Genomic DNA, 15,614 nt, shown 5'->3' on the forward strand with positions numbered 1-15,614 from the left:
TGTCCCTTCTGTCGCCTCTGTCGCCGTGGGGGAGGGCGCGGCCGTCACTCCTCGATGAAGTACTGCTCGGGGTTGGTCGGCCCGGGGTCGTTGTAGTTGCCGGAGGAGGGCATCGACCCGGGCACGTTGTGGAAGTCGTCCGCGACGATCCCGTAGCCGGTCGGGCTCAGGCTGACGCCCATCGCGTAGAACCGCTCCTGGGAGACCGACAGGAACTCGCGCATCAGCTCCTCGCGGGCCCCGGGGTCGGGCTCGGCCTGGACGGCGTCGTACAGCTCCAGGTGTTCGCGCACGTCGGCGGGCGGCTCCTGGGAGCGCGGGTCCTCGCCGTCGGAGACGTACCACTGGGCCCACGGGATGGCGAAGTTGGACTCCCCGCTCTGGGTGGGCGCGTACCAGCGGGGGTCGTACATCGCGTCCATCATGCCGTTGTCGCCCGACCACACGTTGGCGTCGTGCTCGTTGTTCTCCCGGCGGGTCTGCCACAGCGAGCGGTCCTCGGTGTTGAGCTCCACGTCGATGTCCAGCTCCTGCCAGAAGCCGACGACCATCTCCATCGAGTCCACGATGTCGGGGCGAAAGTCCGTGGGCACCGACAGCGTGAAGCGCACCGTCTCGCCGCGCGGGCTCGTGCGGAAGCCGTCGGAGTCGCGTTCGTCGTAGCCCGCCTCGTCGAGGATCCCGTTGGCCAGGTCCGGGTCGTACTCGGTGTACTGCTTGGCCAGCTCCTCGTTGTGGAAGGGGCTGTCCTCGCGGGGCGCGCCCTGCCAGGGCTCGCCCTGTTCGCGGTAGACGACGTCGATGATGTCCTGGCGGTTGACGGCGTGTGAGAGCGCCACCCGGAAGTCGCGGTCGTTGAAGGTCTCGCGCAGCTCCTCGTCCTCGTGGGTGAGGTTGAGGGAGATCATCGCGGTGTTCATCTCGGCGGGCCGCAGCTCGAAGAAGTCGTAGCCGCCCGACTCGCGCGCCTCGGCCAGGGTGGGCCTGTTCTCCAGGGTGTTGAAGTGCCGCGAGTGCATGTCGAACTCGCCGTTGAGCGCCCTGACCAGCATGACCTCCTCGTCCGGGAGGATGTCGAAGACGACCCGGTCGATGTAGGGGAGCTGGTTGCCCTCGGTGTCCACCTTCCAGTAGTAGGGGTTGCGCTCCAGCACCATCCGCCCGGAGTCGGCCAGCGGCTCCACGACCCGCCACGGGTACATGGTGGGGATGTCGGGGTTCTGCCAGTACCGGGAGCTGTCGATCACGCCCGCCTCGGCCTCGAACATCTCGACCCAGTCGGCGTACCCCTCCTCCTCGGCCAGCTCGTCGGCGTCGGGGTTGTACTCGATGTGGAACCGCTCCAGGTAGTGCTTGGGCTTGGTCACCACCTGGTACTGGAGGAGGTCGTACCCGGCCCACAGGGCGTCGGGCTCGTCGAAGGTGATGGTGAAGGTCCGCTCGTCCACCTTCTCGGCGGTGCCGGGATCGGCGGCCGCGACCGGCGTCAGCGCCTCGTTGTTGAAGATGTCGTTGAAGGCGAACACGACGTCGTCGGAGGTGAACGGCTCGCCGTCGGACCAGCGCAGGCCCGCGCGCAGGGTGAAGGTCAGCTCGGTGGCGTCCTCGTTGTACTCCCAGGACTCGGCGAGGTTGGGGATCACCTCCTGCCACTCCGGGTCCCAGCGGGTGAGGTTCTCGTAGCCCACGGTCCTGCCGAGCCAGGGCCAGTCGCCCACGCCGAGGATGGCGCTGTTCCACTCGCCGCCGTACACGCCGACGCGGTCGTGGGGCTCCACCACCAGCGGCTCGTCGGGCAGCCGCTCCTCCAGCGGGGGCAGGTCGCCCGACTCCACGAGGGCGGTGAGCATCGGCGCCTCGCCGGTGCCCTCCACCCGTTCGCCCTCCTCGACCTCGGGATCGAGGGAGAAGAAGGTGCACCCGGCGGTCACCACGACCGCCGCCGCTCCCGCGGCGGCGCCCAGCCACCGCCTCGCGCCGCCTGGCGTTCGTCGTCTCATGATTCCTGCTCCTGCCTCGTGGGGGGTTCCCGCGTCGCGCGGGCCGGGGGACCGGTGGTCGCGGTGCCGGGCGCGGAGTCCGCGGTGATCCCGGCCAGGTCGAGTTCCCCGGCGTGGTGGCACGCCACCGTGCGGCCGGGCGCGACGGTGCGCGGCGCGGGCTCCTCGGCGGCGCACAGGCCGGTGGCGTACCGGCACCGGGGGTGGAAGGGGCAGCCGGACGGCGGCCGCGAGGGGTCGGGCACCTCGCCGGTGAGCCGGACGCGCTCGCGGGTGCCGCGCAGCCGCGGGTCGGGGATGGGCACCGCGGAGATCAGCGCCTCGGTGTAGGGGTGCCTCGGCCGCCCGAACAGCTCGTCGGTGGGCGCGACCTCCACGATCCGGCCGAGGTACATCACCGCGACCCGGTCGCACACGTGCTCGACCACCGACAGGTCGTGCGAGACGAACAGGTAGGTCAGGCCCAGGTCGTCCTGGAGGTCCTGGAGGAGGTTGAGGATCTGCGAGCGCACGGAGGTGTCCAGGGCGCTGACCGCCTCGTCGGCCACGACCAGGCGCGGGCCCGGGACCAGGGCGCGGGCGATGGCCACCCGCTGGCGCTGGCCCCCGGAGAACGCGTGCGGGTGGCGGCGCAGGTGGTCGGGGTGCAGCCCCACCCGTTCCATGACCTCGCGCACGCGCGCCTCCAGCTCCTGTCCGCGCAGCCCCAGCAGCATCCGCAGCGGCTCGCCGACGATGTCGCGCAGGGTCATCCGGGGGTTGAGGGAGGACTGCGGGTCCTGGAAGACCATCCGCACCTCCCGCCGGTAGGCGGCGGTGTCGCCGCGGGGCAGCGCCAGGGCCTCCAGGACGCGGCCGTCGGAGGCGCGGTAGCGGATCTCCCCCGAGGCCTCCGGGCGGGCCCGCATGACGCTCGAACCCAGGGTGGTCTTGCCGCACCCGGACTCCCCGACCAGGCCGAGGGTCTCGCCCGGGTACACGTCCAGGTCCACCCCGGCCACGGCCCGCACGTGACGGGGGCCGCGCCGCGAGCGTCCGCGCACGGGGTAGTCCACCCGCAGGCCGCGGATGCTCAGGACGGGTTCGGCCGGGGTGGCGGACGCGGGTCCGCGCGGCGCGGGGTCCGGCGTCGCGGCCGGTGTCTCAGTCGGCATCGACGGTCTCCTCGCTGGTCGGTTCGGCGCCCGCGCCGCCTGGGGCCGGGACGCCGCCCTCCAGGAGGCAGCGCACCCGGCGGCCGGGGCCGGGGGCGGTGACCGGGGGGACGGTGGTGTCGCACAGCCCCTCCACGGCCTGGGGGCAGCGGGTGCGGAACACGCAGCCGGTGGGCTGGCTCCCGGGGTCGGGGATGGCGCCCCGGATGGTGGGCAGGCGGCGTGAGCGGGCCGCGCCGATCCGGGGGACCGCCTCCAGCAGGGCGCGGGTGTAGGGGTGGCGGGGGTCGTGGAAGATCTCGTCCACCGGCCCCTGCTCGACCACCGTGCCCAGGTACATGACGGCGACCTCGTCGGCGATCTCCGCGACCACGCCCATGTCGTGGGTGATGAAGAGCAGGCCCATGCCGGTGTCGCGGCGCAGGTCGGCGAACAGGTCGAGGATCTGTGCCTGGGTGGTCACGTCCAGCGCGGTGGTGGGCTCGTCGGCGATGAGCACGCGCGGCCCGCACGCCAGGGCCGCCGCGATCATGACCCGCTGGCGCATCCCGCCGGAGAGCTGGAAGGGGTAGGAGTCCACGACGCGTCCGGCGCCGGGGACCCGCACGCGTTCGAGCAGGTCCACGGAGCGTTCGCGGGCCTCACGGCGGGACACGCGGTGGTGCACGCGCAGGGACTCGCCGATCTGGTTGCCGACGGTGTGCACCAGGGACAGCGAGGACATGGGCTCCTGGAAGACCATGGCCACCTCGCGGCCGCGCACCGCGCGGATCTCCCTGCCGGTGGGGTGCAGGGCGGCCAGGTCCACGGGCTGCCCGCCCCCCTGTTCCGGGTGCAGCAGGATCCGGCCTCCCACCACCTCGCCGGGCGGCTCCACCAGCCGCAGCACCGAGCGGGCCATGGCGCTCTTGCCGCAGCCGCTCTCGCCGACCACGCACAGCGTGCTGCCCCGGCGGACCGCCAGGTCCACCCCGTCCACGGCGCGCACCACGGCGTCGTCGGTGGTGAAGTGGGTCCGAAGGCCCCGGATGTCCAGGACCACGTCGTCGCGGGTCTGGGCCGCCACGGCGGCCACCTCCCTCACCTGTACGGGTCGGCGGCGTCGCGGACGCCGTCGCCGACGAAGTTGAGCACCAGCACCGCCACCGTCACCGCGGCCCCGGGCAGCAGCAGCCAGGGGGCGCCCGCGATCGAGTGGATGTTCTGCGCCTCCTGGAGCAGGACGCCCCAGCTCACGACCGGCGCCTGCAGACCCAGGCCCAGGAAGGACAGTGAGGTCTCGGCCAGGATCATGAACGGCACGGCCAGGGTCAGCGAGGCGATGATGTGGCTGGCGAAGGACGGCAGCATGTGGCGGGCGATGACCCGCCCGGTGCCGCAGCCGTCCAGCCGGGCGGCCGTCACGAAGTCCTCCTGGCGCAGCGACAGGAACCGGCCGCGCACCACGCGTGCCAGGTCGGTCCAGCCGATGAGCGACAGGAGCACGGTGATGGCGACGTAGGTCTGCACCGACCCCCACTCGCGGGGGACGGCGGCGGACAGGCCCATCCACAGCGGGATCGTCGGGATGGACATCAGGAACTCGATGACGCGCTGGATGGCGTTGTCCACGCGCCCGCCCAGGTAGCCGGACAGACCGCCGAGCACGAGTCCCAGGACGAAGGACAGCGCGACCCCGGCCAGGCCGATGGACATCGACACCCGGGTGCCGTAGACGATCCGGGATGCCATGTCGCGGCCGTTGCGGTCGGCGCCCAGGAAGTAGACCTCCTGGTCCGGGTCGCTGGCGCCGATCAGGTGGACGTCCGAGGGGATCAGGCCCCACATCTCGTAGGGCTCGCCGCGCACGAACAGGCCGACCGGGATCTTCACGGACTCGTCGACGGTGTAGGTGTTGGCGAGCGTCTCGGGGTCGCGTTCCACCTGGTAGCCGTACACGTACATGCCCAGGTCGAACCCGTCGGAGGTGTCCACGACGCGCAGCGTCTGCGGCGGGGCGTAGGTGCGATCGGCGTTGTAGGCGCCCGGTGTGCTGGGCGCGACGAACTCGGAGAACACCGACACCAGGACCAGCGCGCACAGCACGAGCGCACCGGTGACGGCCAGCTTGTTGCGGCGGAAGCGCCGCCAGACGAGCACCCGCTGGGGCGCCTCGCCCCGCGGGTCCGCGGCTGCCGGGGCCTCGGGGCCCCCGGGTCCGGCGGCGGTGGCGCCCCGGGGCTCCTCGGGGGGCGGGGGGCGGTCGGGCAGGGCTGCCATGGGTCACACCCTCTCGACGTGGTGGTGGCGGATGCGCGGGTCCCACCAGGCCAGCAGCAGGTCGGACAGCAGGGTGCCGACGACCGTCAGCACGCCGAGGACGAGGATGAAGCTCCCGGCCAGGTACATGTCCTGGTTGCGCAGGGCCTCCACCAGCAGCGGGCCGGTCGTCTCCAGGCTCAGCACGATGGAGACCATCACCTCTCCGCCCACGAGCGTGGGCAGGATCCAGCCGATGGTGCTGATGAAGGGGCTGAGCGCCATGCGCACGGGGTACTTGAGGATGACCCGCCACTCGGGCAGGCCCCTGGCCCGGGCCGTGGTGACGTAGGGCTTGCGCAGCTCGTCCAGGAGGTTGGCGCGCAGCACGCGCACGAGCGCGGCCGTGCCCGCGGTGCCGATGATGAGCACCGGTATCCACAGGTTGGACACCACGTCCAGGACCTTGCCCAGGTTCCAGGCGGCGTCGGCGTACTCGCGCGAGACGATGCCGCCCACGCTCTGTCCGAAGTAGCGGAAGGACACCCAGGCGAAGATCAGCGCGAGCATGAAGTTCGGCGTGGCCAGGCCGACGAACCCGACGAACGTCACCGCGTAGTCGCCCAGCGAGTACTGGCGGACCGCCGAGTACACCCCGATCGGGAAGGCGATCGCCCAGCTCAGCAGCAGGGTGACCAGGGCCAGTGCCAGGGTGAGGCCGATCCGGTCCCACATCAGGTCGGCCACCTCGCGGTGGTACTGGAAGGACTGGCCGAAGTCGCCCCGCAGGACGATCCCCGAGATCCAGTTCCAGTACTGGACGAGGAAGGGGTCGTCGAGTCCGTACCTCTCCTCCAGGGCGCGGATCTGGGCGCCGTCCACGCCCTGCCCCTGCGCGGACAGCTCGGCGATGTAGGCGGTGAGGAAGTCGCCCGGGGGCAGCTGGATGACCAGGAACGCGACCAGCGAGATCGCGAACAGGGTCGGGACCATGTACAGCAGGCGGCGGATCACGTAGCGGCGCACGGCGTCCCCCTCGGCTCGGGCGGCGGGCGGTGACCGTCCGGGCGGCCCCCGGGGCCGCGCACCTGCGGGCGCGGCCTCACCACCGGACCGCCCCGCCGTCCATGCGCGCGTGGAACGGCGACTCCGGCCCGAGGTCGGCGGGGGCGACGGGCCGCCCCTCGAAGGCGGAGGCGTAGACCCCGGCGACCAGGCGCATCGTCCGCAGCGACTCGGCGGAGGACACGGGCGGGGCGGTGCCCTCGCGCAGCGCCTCCAGCACCCGGGCGATCTGTGCGCGGTGCCCGCTGTCGGTCCCGTGCTCCCCCGCCTCCCAGGCGGCCGTGACCTCCTGCTCGAACCCCGGGGCCGGGGTGACGCGCCAGTTCCCGTCGCCGTAGCCGTACAGGTGGACCAGCTCGACGGTCGCCCGTTCGAAGTCGATCCGGATCCGGCTCTCCTCCCGCGGGGAGACCAGGCTGTTGACCACGCTGGCCACCGCCCCGTTGGCGAAGTCCACCCGGGCCAGGGAGACGTCCTCGGTCTCGACGTCGCGCGCCTGGCGGCGGGCGACCGCCGACACCTCCGTCCACGGGCCCAGCAGGAAGAGCAGCAGGTCCATCTGGTGGATGCCGTGCCCCATGGTCGGGCCGCCGCCCTCGGTCTCCCACCTGCCGCGCCAGGGCACGTCGAAGTACTCCTGGGGTCGGAACCACGTCGTGTGGCAGGACGCCACCAGGGGCCGCCCCAGCACACCGGCCTCCGACAGCGCCCGCACCCGGCGGGCGCCCGAGCCGAAGCGGTGCTGGAACACCGTGGCCATCCACGGACCGCGACCGCCCCCCTCGGCCGCCGCCATCGCCTCCGCCTCGGCCAGGCTCAGCGCCGGCGGCTTCTCCACCAGCACGGAGGCGCCCGCGCCCAGGCAGGCCTCCGCCTGGGACCGGTGCAGGCCGGGCGGTGTGCACACGTGCACCAGTTCCGGACGCTCCCGGTCCAGCATCGCGGCCAGGTCGGTGTACCCGGCCGGGACCGCGAAGCGGGAGCGGAACGCGTCCAGGGCGCGGGTGTCGACGTCGACGGCGGCGACGACCTCGGCCCGGTCCGGAAGGGACAACAGCGCCTCCGCGTGGAAGCGGGCGATGTTCCCGGTTCCCACGAGAGCGACGCGGACCGGGCCCGCGGGCGGACCTGCGGTCGGGGAGGGGGTGCTCATGTGTGGTCGTCTCCTCTGTCAGGGGGGTACGGGGGGTGGAGGAGTGCTCGGCCGGGAGGGGCCGCGGCCGTGGTGGTAAGCGCTTGCTCAACGGGCGCGGGCGGAGGCCGCGGGCGGGGCCGCGGCTCCCGCTGCTCAGCCGCCTGTGGCGACCTCCTCCCGGTCGGCCCCGCCGGACTGGTCGACGGGGTCGAGCTGGACCCCGCAGGCCAGGCGCCGGGTGTGGTCCACGACGCGCGTGGGCCCGGTGAGCAGGACCGGCACGGTGTGCCGGACGTCCTCGCTGGACGCGGACAGCAGCAGCTCCAGGCGGCCGGGCTCGACGACGCGCCGCCCGTCCGGACCGGTGTAGGAGGCCAGGTCGGCGTGGACGGAGAAGTCCACCGCCCGGGCCTCCCCGGCCTCCAGGTGCACCCGCGCGTAGCCGACCAGCTGTCTGCGGGGCCTGGCCACCTGGGCGACGGGGTCGTGCAGGTAGAGCTGGACGACCTCGGTCCCGGCGGAGCCGCCGACGTTGCGGACGGTGCAGCCGACGGTGACCTCGCCGTCGGTGCCCACCCGGGTGGTCTCCTCCGGGCGGACGGCGCCCGCGTCCACGCGCGGGTCCTCCCAGACGAACCGGGTGTAGGACAGGCCGTGGCCGAAGGGGTGGCGCGGGGTCGGGTCCACCGAGCTGACCTCGCTGCGGTGGGCCAGGTCGGGGCCGAGGTAGGTGACGGGCTGGCCGCCGGAGGAACGCGGCACGGACACCGGCAGGCGCCCGCTGGGGTTGACCCGGCCCGAGAGCACCCCCGCCACGGCGGGCATGCCCTCCTCGCCGGGCAGGAAGGCCTGGACGACGGCGGCCAGCCGGTCGGCGACCGGGCCCAGCGCGTAGGGCCGTCCGGACACCACCACCGCGACCACGGGGGTGCCGGTGTCGGCCAGGGCCTCCAGGAGCTCCTGCTGGACCCCGGGCAGGCGCAGGTCCTCGACGTCGCAGCCCTCGCCGGAGGTACCCCTGCCGAACAGGTCGGAGCGGTCGCCCACCACGGCCACGCACACCCGGGCGCGTGCGGCCGCCGACACGGCCTCGGCGAAGCCTTCGGTGGAGTCGCCGTCCACGGAGCACCCGGCGCGGTGCTCGACGCGGACGCCGGGCAGTTCGGCGCCCAGGGACTCCAGCAGGGTGGGTATCTCCACGCCGACGGCGGTGCCGGGGTGGCGCCTGCCCACGTGGGCGGGGAAGGAGTAGCAGCCGAGCACGGCGTCGGCGGTGTCGGCGAGCGGGCCGACCAGGGCCAGGTCCCCGGTGTCGGCCAGGGGGAGCGCGTCGTCGGTGTTGGAGAGCAGGACCACCGAGCGCTCGGCGAGCTCGCGGGCCAGCGCGCGGTGTTCGGCGGGGTCCAGGTCCACGGGGACGGCGGGGTCCTCGGGCTCCGGGGACCAGCCGGCGTCGAGCAGGCCCAGCTGGCACTTCTGCGCCAGCACGCGCCGGGCGGCCCGGTCGACCAGCTCCTCGGGCACCTCGCCCGAGCGGACCAGGGCGGTGAGCCGGTCGCCGTAGCAGTGCACGGTGGGCAGTTCGACGTCCACGCCCGCGGTCAGGGCCAGGGCGCCGGCCCGCTCGGCGGAGTCGGCGACGCGGTGCAGGGTCTGGAGGAAGGCGACGCCGAAGTAGTCGGCCACCACGGTGCCCTCGAAGCCCCACTGGTCCCGCAGCAGGCCGGTGAGCAGGCGCGTGTCCGCGGCGGCGGGCACTCCGTCGTTGTCGTTGTAGGCGGACATGACCGACCCGGCGCCTCCGTCGCGCACGGCCATCTCGAAGGGGGGCAGCAGGACGTCGGCGAACTCGCGCGGACCGATCGAGACCGGCGCGAGGTTGCGGCCGCCGCGGGAGGCCGAGTAGCCCGTGAAGTGCTTGAGGGTGGCCACGATCCCGGCGGACTGGAGGCCGCGCACGTAGGCGGTGCCCACGGTCGCCACGAGGTGGGGGTCCTCGCCGATGGTCTCCTCGGTGCGGCCCCAGCGCGGGTCGCGGGACACGTCCAGCACGGGGGCCAGGCCCTGGTGGACGCCGACCCGGCGCATGCTCGCGCCGATCTGCGCGGCCATCCGCTCGACCAGGTCGGGGTCGAAGCTGGCGCCCCAGGCCAGGGGGACCGGGTAGATCGTCGCGGTCCAGGCGGCGAACCCGGCCAGGCACTCCTCGTGGGCCAGGGCCGGGACGCCGAACCGGTTGGCGGCCATGATCTCCCGCTGGCTGCGGGCCAGCGACGCCCGGCCGGCGGCGGGGTCGACCGGGGCGGTGCCGAAGGGTCGGGTGAGCTGGCCGAGACCGTGCTCGATGACCTTCTCCCAGGCGGGGGGTTCCTGGGTGAGGTCGTGCTGGTGCGGTGCGACGGCCTCGCCGGAGGCGTCCGCGCTCACCCACACACCGTGAAGCTGGGCGACCTTCTCCTCCAGGGTCATCGATCCCAGCAGTCGCTCGACGCGCGTCGCGTCGGGGAGGGAGGGGTCGCGCCAACCGTCGTCGGCGGCCTCCCGGTCCGCGACGTGTTCCGAGGGTCCGGTCATGTGGGTGGGCCTTTCTGTGCTCAGTGGGGATGCGGGAACGTGGTGTGTCCGGATGGTGGCTCGCGCGCCATGGAGCTCCGAAACTTTCGAAACTAATATCGAAACTTACTGACGGAGAATGTACGTAGTCGCGATAGGCAGGTCAACCCCTGTGGGAGATATAGGTCACAAGGAGGCGGTAGCCTGCGGCGCCGAAAAGAGCGTCCGCGAGCTGCGGAGAAGGGGTTTCGTCAGGCGCGTCCAGGGGAACCCGAAAAGGCTCGAAACTTTCGGAAAAGCGACCGGGGCCCGCCGTTCGGGTCTTCCGGGCCGCCCGGAGACCCCGAAGGGGCTGATGGGACACTTCGGGCGTGGGAATTCTCGAACGACTCCATGAGATCGGGCGGCCGCTGGTCGCCGAGCAGCTGGCGCACCCGACCGTCGCCGGGATCGCCCGGGGCGACCTGGACGATCGCGCCTTCCGGTACTGGCTGGAGCAGGACCACCTCTACCTGCTCGACTACGCGCGGGCCTTCTCCCGGCTGGCCTGGCAGGCCCCCGACGGGCACCTCGCCGACCTGGTGGGCATCGCGCACAGCACCCTCAACGAGGAACTGGAACTGCACCGCTCCCTGTCCGGGGAGTTCGGCGCCGACCTGACCACCCGGGACAAGGGCCCGGCGTGCGCGGCCTACACCGCCTGGCTGCTCGACGCCGCCGCCGACTACCGCGACGGGCTCGCCGCGGTGTACCCGTGCATGTGGGGCTACAACCAGCTCGGGCTGGCGCTCGCCGCGAGCCGCCCGGAGGAGCCGCGCTACCGCCGGTGGGTCGACACCTACGCCGACCCGGAGTTCACCGCCCTCACCGAGCACTACGGGCGGATGCTGGAGGAGGCCGCCCCGGAGCCCGCGCGCGCCGAGCGCCTCTTCCTGGAGGGCATGCGCCACGAGGTCGCCTTCTGGGACACGCCCCACACCGCGCGCACCGCCTGAACCGCGCGCGCACGCGACGGAGGGCCCGCGGTTGTCCACAGCACGCAGAACGTTCTGGTGCCGCTTGTTGGCGAGCGCCTAACCTTGGTTCGGGGAGCCAGGTTCCTCCGGCGGGCGCCCCGCACGCCCCCGTGTCCATGGTCTCCCGGTCGGCTCTTCGGAGGCGTCCCCCCTCCGCTGCCTGTGGACAAACGGCGCACGCGCGACGGGGAGCCGGGCGGCGCGGCCCGGCTCCCCGCTCTGCCGTCGGGTACCGCCCCCGTCAGGGGTTGAGCACCGTGGACAGGGTCTCGAAGCGCTCGATCTCGCAGCCGTTGCGCTTGTTGAACTCGGTGTCGACCTCGGTCCCGCCGACGTGCCCGGTCACGTGGACGACCTCGGGGCCGCCCACCTGCATCGTGCACATCATGTCGGAGGTGTCGCCGCTGCTGAAGGGGCCGGCGCCGACCTCCTCGATCTCGGCGCAGGCCGCCTCGGGGTCGGGGTGGTCGCCGCCCGCGGGGGAGCAGGTGAGGGTCCACACCCCCTCCTCGTAGCCCTCCGCGGGCTCCAGGCCCTCGTCCCCGCTGAGGGTGCGTTCGATGGTGAGGCTGGTCTCGGCCTCCCCGCCGCCGGACTCCCCCGGGGACGGGGAGGCCGCGTCGGAGGGAGAGGCGGAGGGGCTGGTGTCGTCGGGTGCGGACTCGGGTGCGTTCACCCCGGCGGGCTCGTTGCCACAGGCCGTGAGGAGCAGGCCGAGGGCTGCGAGGGCGGCGAGGCGGACCGGCAGGGCCATCGCGAAGGTGTGCTGAGCCATACAGTTCGGACGCGGGGGGTTCCCGACGGGTTCCCCGCTTCTCACTTTTTTCGGAGTACACGGATACAGGGGGTCACATGTTCGGCAGCGGTGTTCCGGAGGCCAACGCCACCGAGGTGCCCGAGGGCGCCTACCTCCTCGACGTCCGCGAGGACGACGAGTGGAACGCGGGCCACGCGCCCGACGCGACGCACATCCCGCTCGGCCAGCTCAACCAGCGCGCGGGTGAGATCCCGCGCGACCAGCGGGTCTACGTCGTCTGCCGCGTGGGCGGCCGCTCGGCGCAGGCCGTCGCGGCGATGAACCAGGCAGGGTGGGACGCGGTCAACGTCTCCGGCGGCATGCAGGCCTGGCAGCACGCCGGACGCGACATGGCCGCGGAGGGCGGCGTGGAGCCCCGGGTGATCTAGCGCGCCGGAGCCGATTTGGCTCCGATTGCGCAAAGCCCTGCCCCCGGGCCGCTTCCGGGTGGCACTATGACGTCGTGAGTTCCGAGCGCGCGCCCCTCAGCGCCGAAGCCGTGCTGGCCGCCTCAGCGGACGCGGTGGTCTGCGTCGACAGCGAACTCCGAGTCACCCTCTGGAACCCGGCCGCCGAGCGGTTGTTCGGTTGGCGTGCGGAGGAGGTGCTCGGGGGCGAGCTGCCGATCGTCCCCGCCGAGCTGAGGGCCGAGCACGGCGCGGTGCTCGAACACGTGCGCGCCGGAACCCCGCTGTCCATCCACACCCGCCGGGTGCGCAGGGACGGCGGGGTCGTCGACGTGCGGATCAACACCAACCGGGTGCCCGACGCCGACGGCGGCGTGGCCGGGTGGGTGCTCAACCTCTACCCCTCCGACAGCGACGTGCAGGCCCGCTCCTCGGCGATGGAGCGGGCCCGTCTCGTGCGGCGGCTCACCGACGTGGTCGTCGACATCAACGCCGACCTCAGCCTCAAGACCGTGCTCGACCGCATCTCCCGCGGCATCACCGAGCTCACCGGGGCGGACGCGGGCGGCTTCGTCCTGCTCAACGAGGACCGCGTGGAGCTGGTCAGCATCTCGGAGCTGTCGGAGGACCTCCAGGGGTTCAGCTCGGCGCTGGACGACAGCCTGTTCGGCGAGCTGCTGCGCAGCGGCAAGTCCGTGCTGCTGGCCAACGAGGACACCCGCGGCCTCCAGGACCTGGTCTGGGCCGACCTGCCCGGGCTGCACACCATCGCGCTGGGCGTGTCCAACGTGCACGGCCGCCCCTACGGCGCCCTGTACGCGCTCTACAGCCAGCGCAAGGTCGGGCACGTGGAGCTGGAGCTGCTCGAACTGCTCGCCGCGCACGCCGGGGTGGCGATCGGCAACGCGCTGGCCTACGAGGAGCTCAACCGCCAGCGCGTCCACGAGCAGGCCGTGGCCGACTCCAGCGCCGACGGGATCGCCGTGCTCGACTTCGGCGGCCGGGTGCGCAAGTGGAACCGGTCGGCGGTGGAGCTCACCGGTTACACGGCCGAGGTGATGGAGGGGCGCCACCCGCCCTTCCCGCTGCCCGCCTGCCACGGCCAGCCCGTCAAGCACAAGCTCCGCGACGGCCGCTGGCTGGAGATCCTGATGGCGCAGATCCCGCGCACCCACGAGTGGGTGGTGGACTTTCGCGACATCACCGCGCAGAAGGCCATGGAGGACGAGCGGGAGGAGTTCCTGGCCACGAGCGGGCACGAGCTGCGCACCCCCATCACCGTCATCCACGGCTACGCCACCACGCTCCTGCGCAAGTGGTCCCGGCTCAGCCCGGACTCGCAGTACCAGGCCGTCGGCACCATCGCGGAGCGCTCCTCGGCCCTGGCCGCGCTGGTGGACCGGCTCCAGCTGGGCTCGGACGTCGCCCGCGGCGAGATGCGGGTCGGCCGCGACCGGTTCGACCTGCCCGAGGTGCTGCGGCAGGCGGTCAGCGCCTTCCGCCCTCTGTCCGATCGGCACGACGTCACCCTGGACGACCTGCCCGACCTACCGCACACGGCGGGCGACCCGCTGGCCACGGGCATGATCATGGACCAGCTGCTGGACAACGCCCTCAAGTTCTCGCCCCGGGGCGGGGCCGTGCGCGTGAGCGCGCGGGAGGAGGGCGACGCCGTCGCGGTCATGGTCGACGACGAGGGCGTGGGGCTGCGTCAGGGCGACGAGGAGCGGATCTTCGACCGCTTCGTGCAGTCCGGGGTGCGCGGTGAGGAGTCCCGCTTCGGCGGACTCGGGCTCGGCCTCTACATCGTGCGCCAGCTGGCCAGGGACCAGGGCGGCGACGTCACCGCGCAGCGCCTGGAGCGCGGCACGCGCATGCGGTTCACCGTGCCGCTGCACTCCGGGGAGGATCCGGAGCCCTCTCCACGCGGCGAACCGCTCCACAGGCAACCTGAGTCCCAGGAAACAACAAAAACCTCACCAACCCCTGAACCCCTGTCCCGTCAGCGATCCCCGCGCCGACGTGCGAGTCGTACGCCGTGATTCACCCCGCGGTGGGTTTCCTTCCGAGGTGAACGGGGCATTTCCACCCCTGGTGGAATTCGCTGGCACACATCGGGCGGGTTCCGGACGGCCCGAGAAAGCACCAACGCGCAGGGATTTCGACGTGTCAGGAGACCACACCCCACTCGACGCGGGGGACAGCCCGCACAAGGTCGAGCGGAGCGTCACGCTCCCCCACACCCCCGCCACCGTGGCCGGTGCCAGGCAGCGGCTCTGCCGCGACCTCCGCGCCATGCGGATCAGCGAGGAGTGCGTGGACGACGCGGCCCTCGTCCTCAGCGAACTCGTCAGCAACGCCCTCCGCCACGCCCGCCCCCTGCCCACCCCCGAGAACCCCGAGGACAGCGTCGGCGTGTCCTGGCGGGCCGAGGTGGACCGCGGCTCGGGGGCGTGCGGCTGGGTGGAGATCGCCGTCCGCGACGGCGGATCCAGCACCATGCCCCGGGTGGCCCGGCCCTCGATCTCCGGCCTGGGCGGCCGGGGCCTGGGCATCGTCCAGTCCCTGTCCGGCCGCTGGGGCACCGAGATGGACGCGACCACCACCACGGTGTGGGCGGTCCTGGAGATCCCCGCCGAGGGCTCGGCCGCCGAGGAGGAGGACACGGCCCGGGGACTCCCGGAGGGTTTCGGGGCGAGCTCGTACCCGGACGCCGCCGACGTCGTCGAGCTGCGGCTGGGCGTCGCGGAGGACACCAGGGCCCGCAGCGCCCTGCTCTGAGGGAGGCCGCCGCGCGGCGGCGCCGCCACCGGCGGAGGAACGTCACCGATGTCGCGAAACACCGCCAACGAGGTGGCCCGGCGCTGGTGGGGCCGCTACAGTCACGACTGTGGAGTTGAAGATATCAAGCCGGTCTCAGCAAGACGTCGCGGTGGTAACCGTTGGCGGTGAGATCGACCTGTACACGGCGCCCCAGTTGCGTGACGAGCTCATCGGAGCCCTGGAGGACGGGGCGCGACGGCTGGTCGTCGACATGTCGCGGGTGGAGTTCTGCGACTCGACCGGCATCAGCGTGCTGCTCTCCGCCATGAAGCGCTCCCGCGACAAGGACGGCGATCTGGAACTCGTGGCTCCGAGGCCCGCGGTGACCAAGGTCCTGGAGGTCACCGGGCTCGACGCGGTGTTCGTCATCCACCCCGATCTCGACGCGTTGCCGGTGGCCGCGGGAACCGGCACCGCCCACTAGACG

At 72.9% G+C, this 15,614-nt stretch carries 13 protein-coding genes; 5 read left to right on the forward strand and 8 right to left on the reverse strand.

All coding sequences use genetic code 11. The annotated features are described in order from the left end of the window. Positions 1–44: 44 nt before the first annotated feature. The 7 genes from UIS43_RS18375 to UIS43_RS18405 form a co-directional block, all read right to left on the reverse strand. Positions 45–1,931 (reverse strand): ABC transporter substrate-binding protein, encoded by a 1,887-nt coding sequence (locus UIS43_RS18375; RefSeq protein WP_041553515.1) that lies wholly within the window; start codon positions 1,929–1,931, stop codon positions 45–47. A 65-nt stretch (positions 1,932–1,996) separates the two neighbouring features. Beyond that, positions 1,997–3,154, reverse strand: coding sequence for an ABC transporter ATP-binding protein (locus tag UIS43_RS18380; RefSeq protein ID WP_013156243.1), 1,158 nt, complete (start codon positions 3,152–3,154; stop codon positions 1,997–1,999). Continuing rightward, positions 3,144–4,229 carry an ABC transporter ATP-binding protein gene (locus UIS43_RS18385; RefSeq protein ID WP_071620951.1) on the reverse strand — a complete coding sequence of 362 codons (1,086 nt, stop codon included), beginning with the start codon at positions 4,227–4,229 and terminating at the stop codon, positions 3,144–3,146. Before UIS43_RS18385 ends, UIS43_RS18380 begins: the two co-directional genes overlap by 11 nt. A 5-nt stretch (positions 4,230–4,234) precedes the next feature. Next, a complete protein-coding gene (locus tag UIS43_RS18390) occupies positions 4,235–5,413 on the reverse strand; it encodes an ABC transporter permease (protein WP_013156245.1) in 1,179 nt (392 codons plus the stop codon). 3 nt (positions 5,414–5,416) lie between these two features. Next, a complete protein-coding gene (locus UIS43_RS18395) occupies positions 5,417–6,418 on the reverse strand; it encodes an ABC transporter permease (RefSeq protein ID WP_013156246.1) in 1,002 nt (333 codons plus the stop codon). Positions 6,419–6,494: 76 nt separating this feature from the next. Then, the gene (locus UIS43_RS18400; protein ID WP_013156247.1) at positions 6,495–7,610 is read right to left on the reverse strand and encodes a Gfo/Idh/MocA family protein; all 1,116 of its coding nucleotides are present in this window, start codon (positions 7,608–7,610) and stop codon (positions 6,495–6,497) included. Positions 7,611–7,745: 135 nt separating this feature from the next. Further along, a complete protein-coding gene (locus UIS43_RS18405) occupies positions 7,746–10,166 on the reverse strand; it encodes a beta-glucosidase (protein WP_370011010.1) in 2,421 nt (806 codons plus the stop codon). A 350-nt stretch (positions 10,167–10,516) separates the two neighbouring features. Between UIS43_RS18405 and UIS43_RS18410 the strand changes: the two genes are divergently transcribed. Next, entirely contained in the window at positions 10,517–11,140 is a 624-nt protein-coding gene (locus UIS43_RS18410; protein WP_013156249.1) for a TenA family protein, read from the forward strand. Between the two features lie 262 nt (positions 11,141–11,402). Here UIS43_RS18410 and UIS43_RS18415 read toward each other — a convergent pair whose 3' ends face one another. Next, positions 11,403–11,936 (reverse strand): SSI family serine proteinase inhibitor, encoded by a 534-nt coding sequence (locus UIS43_RS18415; protein ID WP_358171333.1) that lies wholly within the window; start codon positions 11,934–11,936, stop codon positions 11,403–11,405. Between the two features lie 77 nt (positions 11,937–12,013). Here UIS43_RS18415 and UIS43_RS18420 point away from each other — a divergent pair, with 77 nt between their 5' ends. The 4 genes from UIS43_RS18420 (at position 12,014) to UIS43_RS18435 (ending at position 15,611) form a co-directional block, all read left to right on the forward strand. Then, complete coding sequence (locus tag UIS43_RS18420; RefSeq protein ID WP_013156251.1) at positions 12,014–12,346, forward strand: rhodanese-like domain-containing protein; 333 nt, start codon at positions 12,014–12,016, stop codon at positions 12,344–12,346. A 74-nt stretch (positions 12,347–12,420) separates the two neighbouring features. Further along, positions 12,421–14,406: a PAS domain S-box protein gene (locus UIS43_RS18425; protein WP_358456577.1), complete on the forward strand. Its 1,986-nt coding sequence runs from the start codon at positions 12,421–12,423 to the stop codon at positions 14,404–14,406. 124 nt (positions 14,407–14,530) lie between these two features. Continuing rightward, positions 14,531–15,145 carry an ATP-binding protein gene (locus UIS43_RS18430; RefSeq protein WP_071620956.1) on the forward strand — a complete coding sequence of 205 codons (615 nt, stop codon included), beginning with the start codon at positions 14,531–14,533 and terminating at the stop codon, positions 15,143–15,145. 109 nt (positions 15,146–15,254) lie between these two features. Further along, complete coding sequence (locus UIS43_RS18435) at positions 15,255–15,611, forward strand: STAS domain-containing protein (protein ID WP_370011015.1); 357 nt, start codon at positions 15,255–15,257, stop codon at positions 15,609–15,611. Positions 15,612–15,614: the final 3 nt, after the last annotated feature.

This window comes from Nocardiopsis sp. LDBS0036 (assembly GCF_041228755.1).
Lineage (GTDB): Bacteria > Actinomycetota > Actinomycetes > Streptosporangiales > Streptosporangiaceae > Nocardiopsis > Nocardiopsis dassonvillei.

What these genes read in the sequence shown, in the direction of transcription:
- UIS43_RS18415 (WP_358171333.1), bottom strand. Translation starts at nt 11,936, where the DNA reads ATGGCTCAGCACACCTTCGCGATGGCCCTGCCGGTCCGCCTCGCCGCC.
- UIS43_RS18400 (WP_013156247.1), bottom strand. Translation starts at nt 7,610, where the DNA reads ATGAGCACCCCCTCCCCGACCGCAGGTCCGCCCGCGGGCCCGGTCCGC.
- UIS43_RS18380 (WP_013156243.1), bottom strand. Translation starts at nt 3,154, where the DNA reads ATGCCGACTGAGACACCGGCCGCGACGCCGGACCCCGCGCCGCGCGGA.
- UIS43_RS18390 (WP_013156245.1), bottom strand. Translation starts at nt 5,413, where the DNA reads ATGGCAGCCCTGCCCGACCGCCCCCCGCCCCCCGAGGAGCCCCGGGGC.
- UIS43_RS18405 (WP_370011010.1), bottom strand. Translation starts at nt 10,166, where the DNA reads ATGACCGGACCCTCGGAACACGTCGCGGACCGGGAGGCCGCCGACGAC.
- UIS43_RS18420 (WP_013156251.1), top strand. Translation starts at nt 12,014, where the DNA reads ATGTTCGGCAGCGGTGTTCCGGAGGCCAACGCCACCGAGGTGCCCGAG.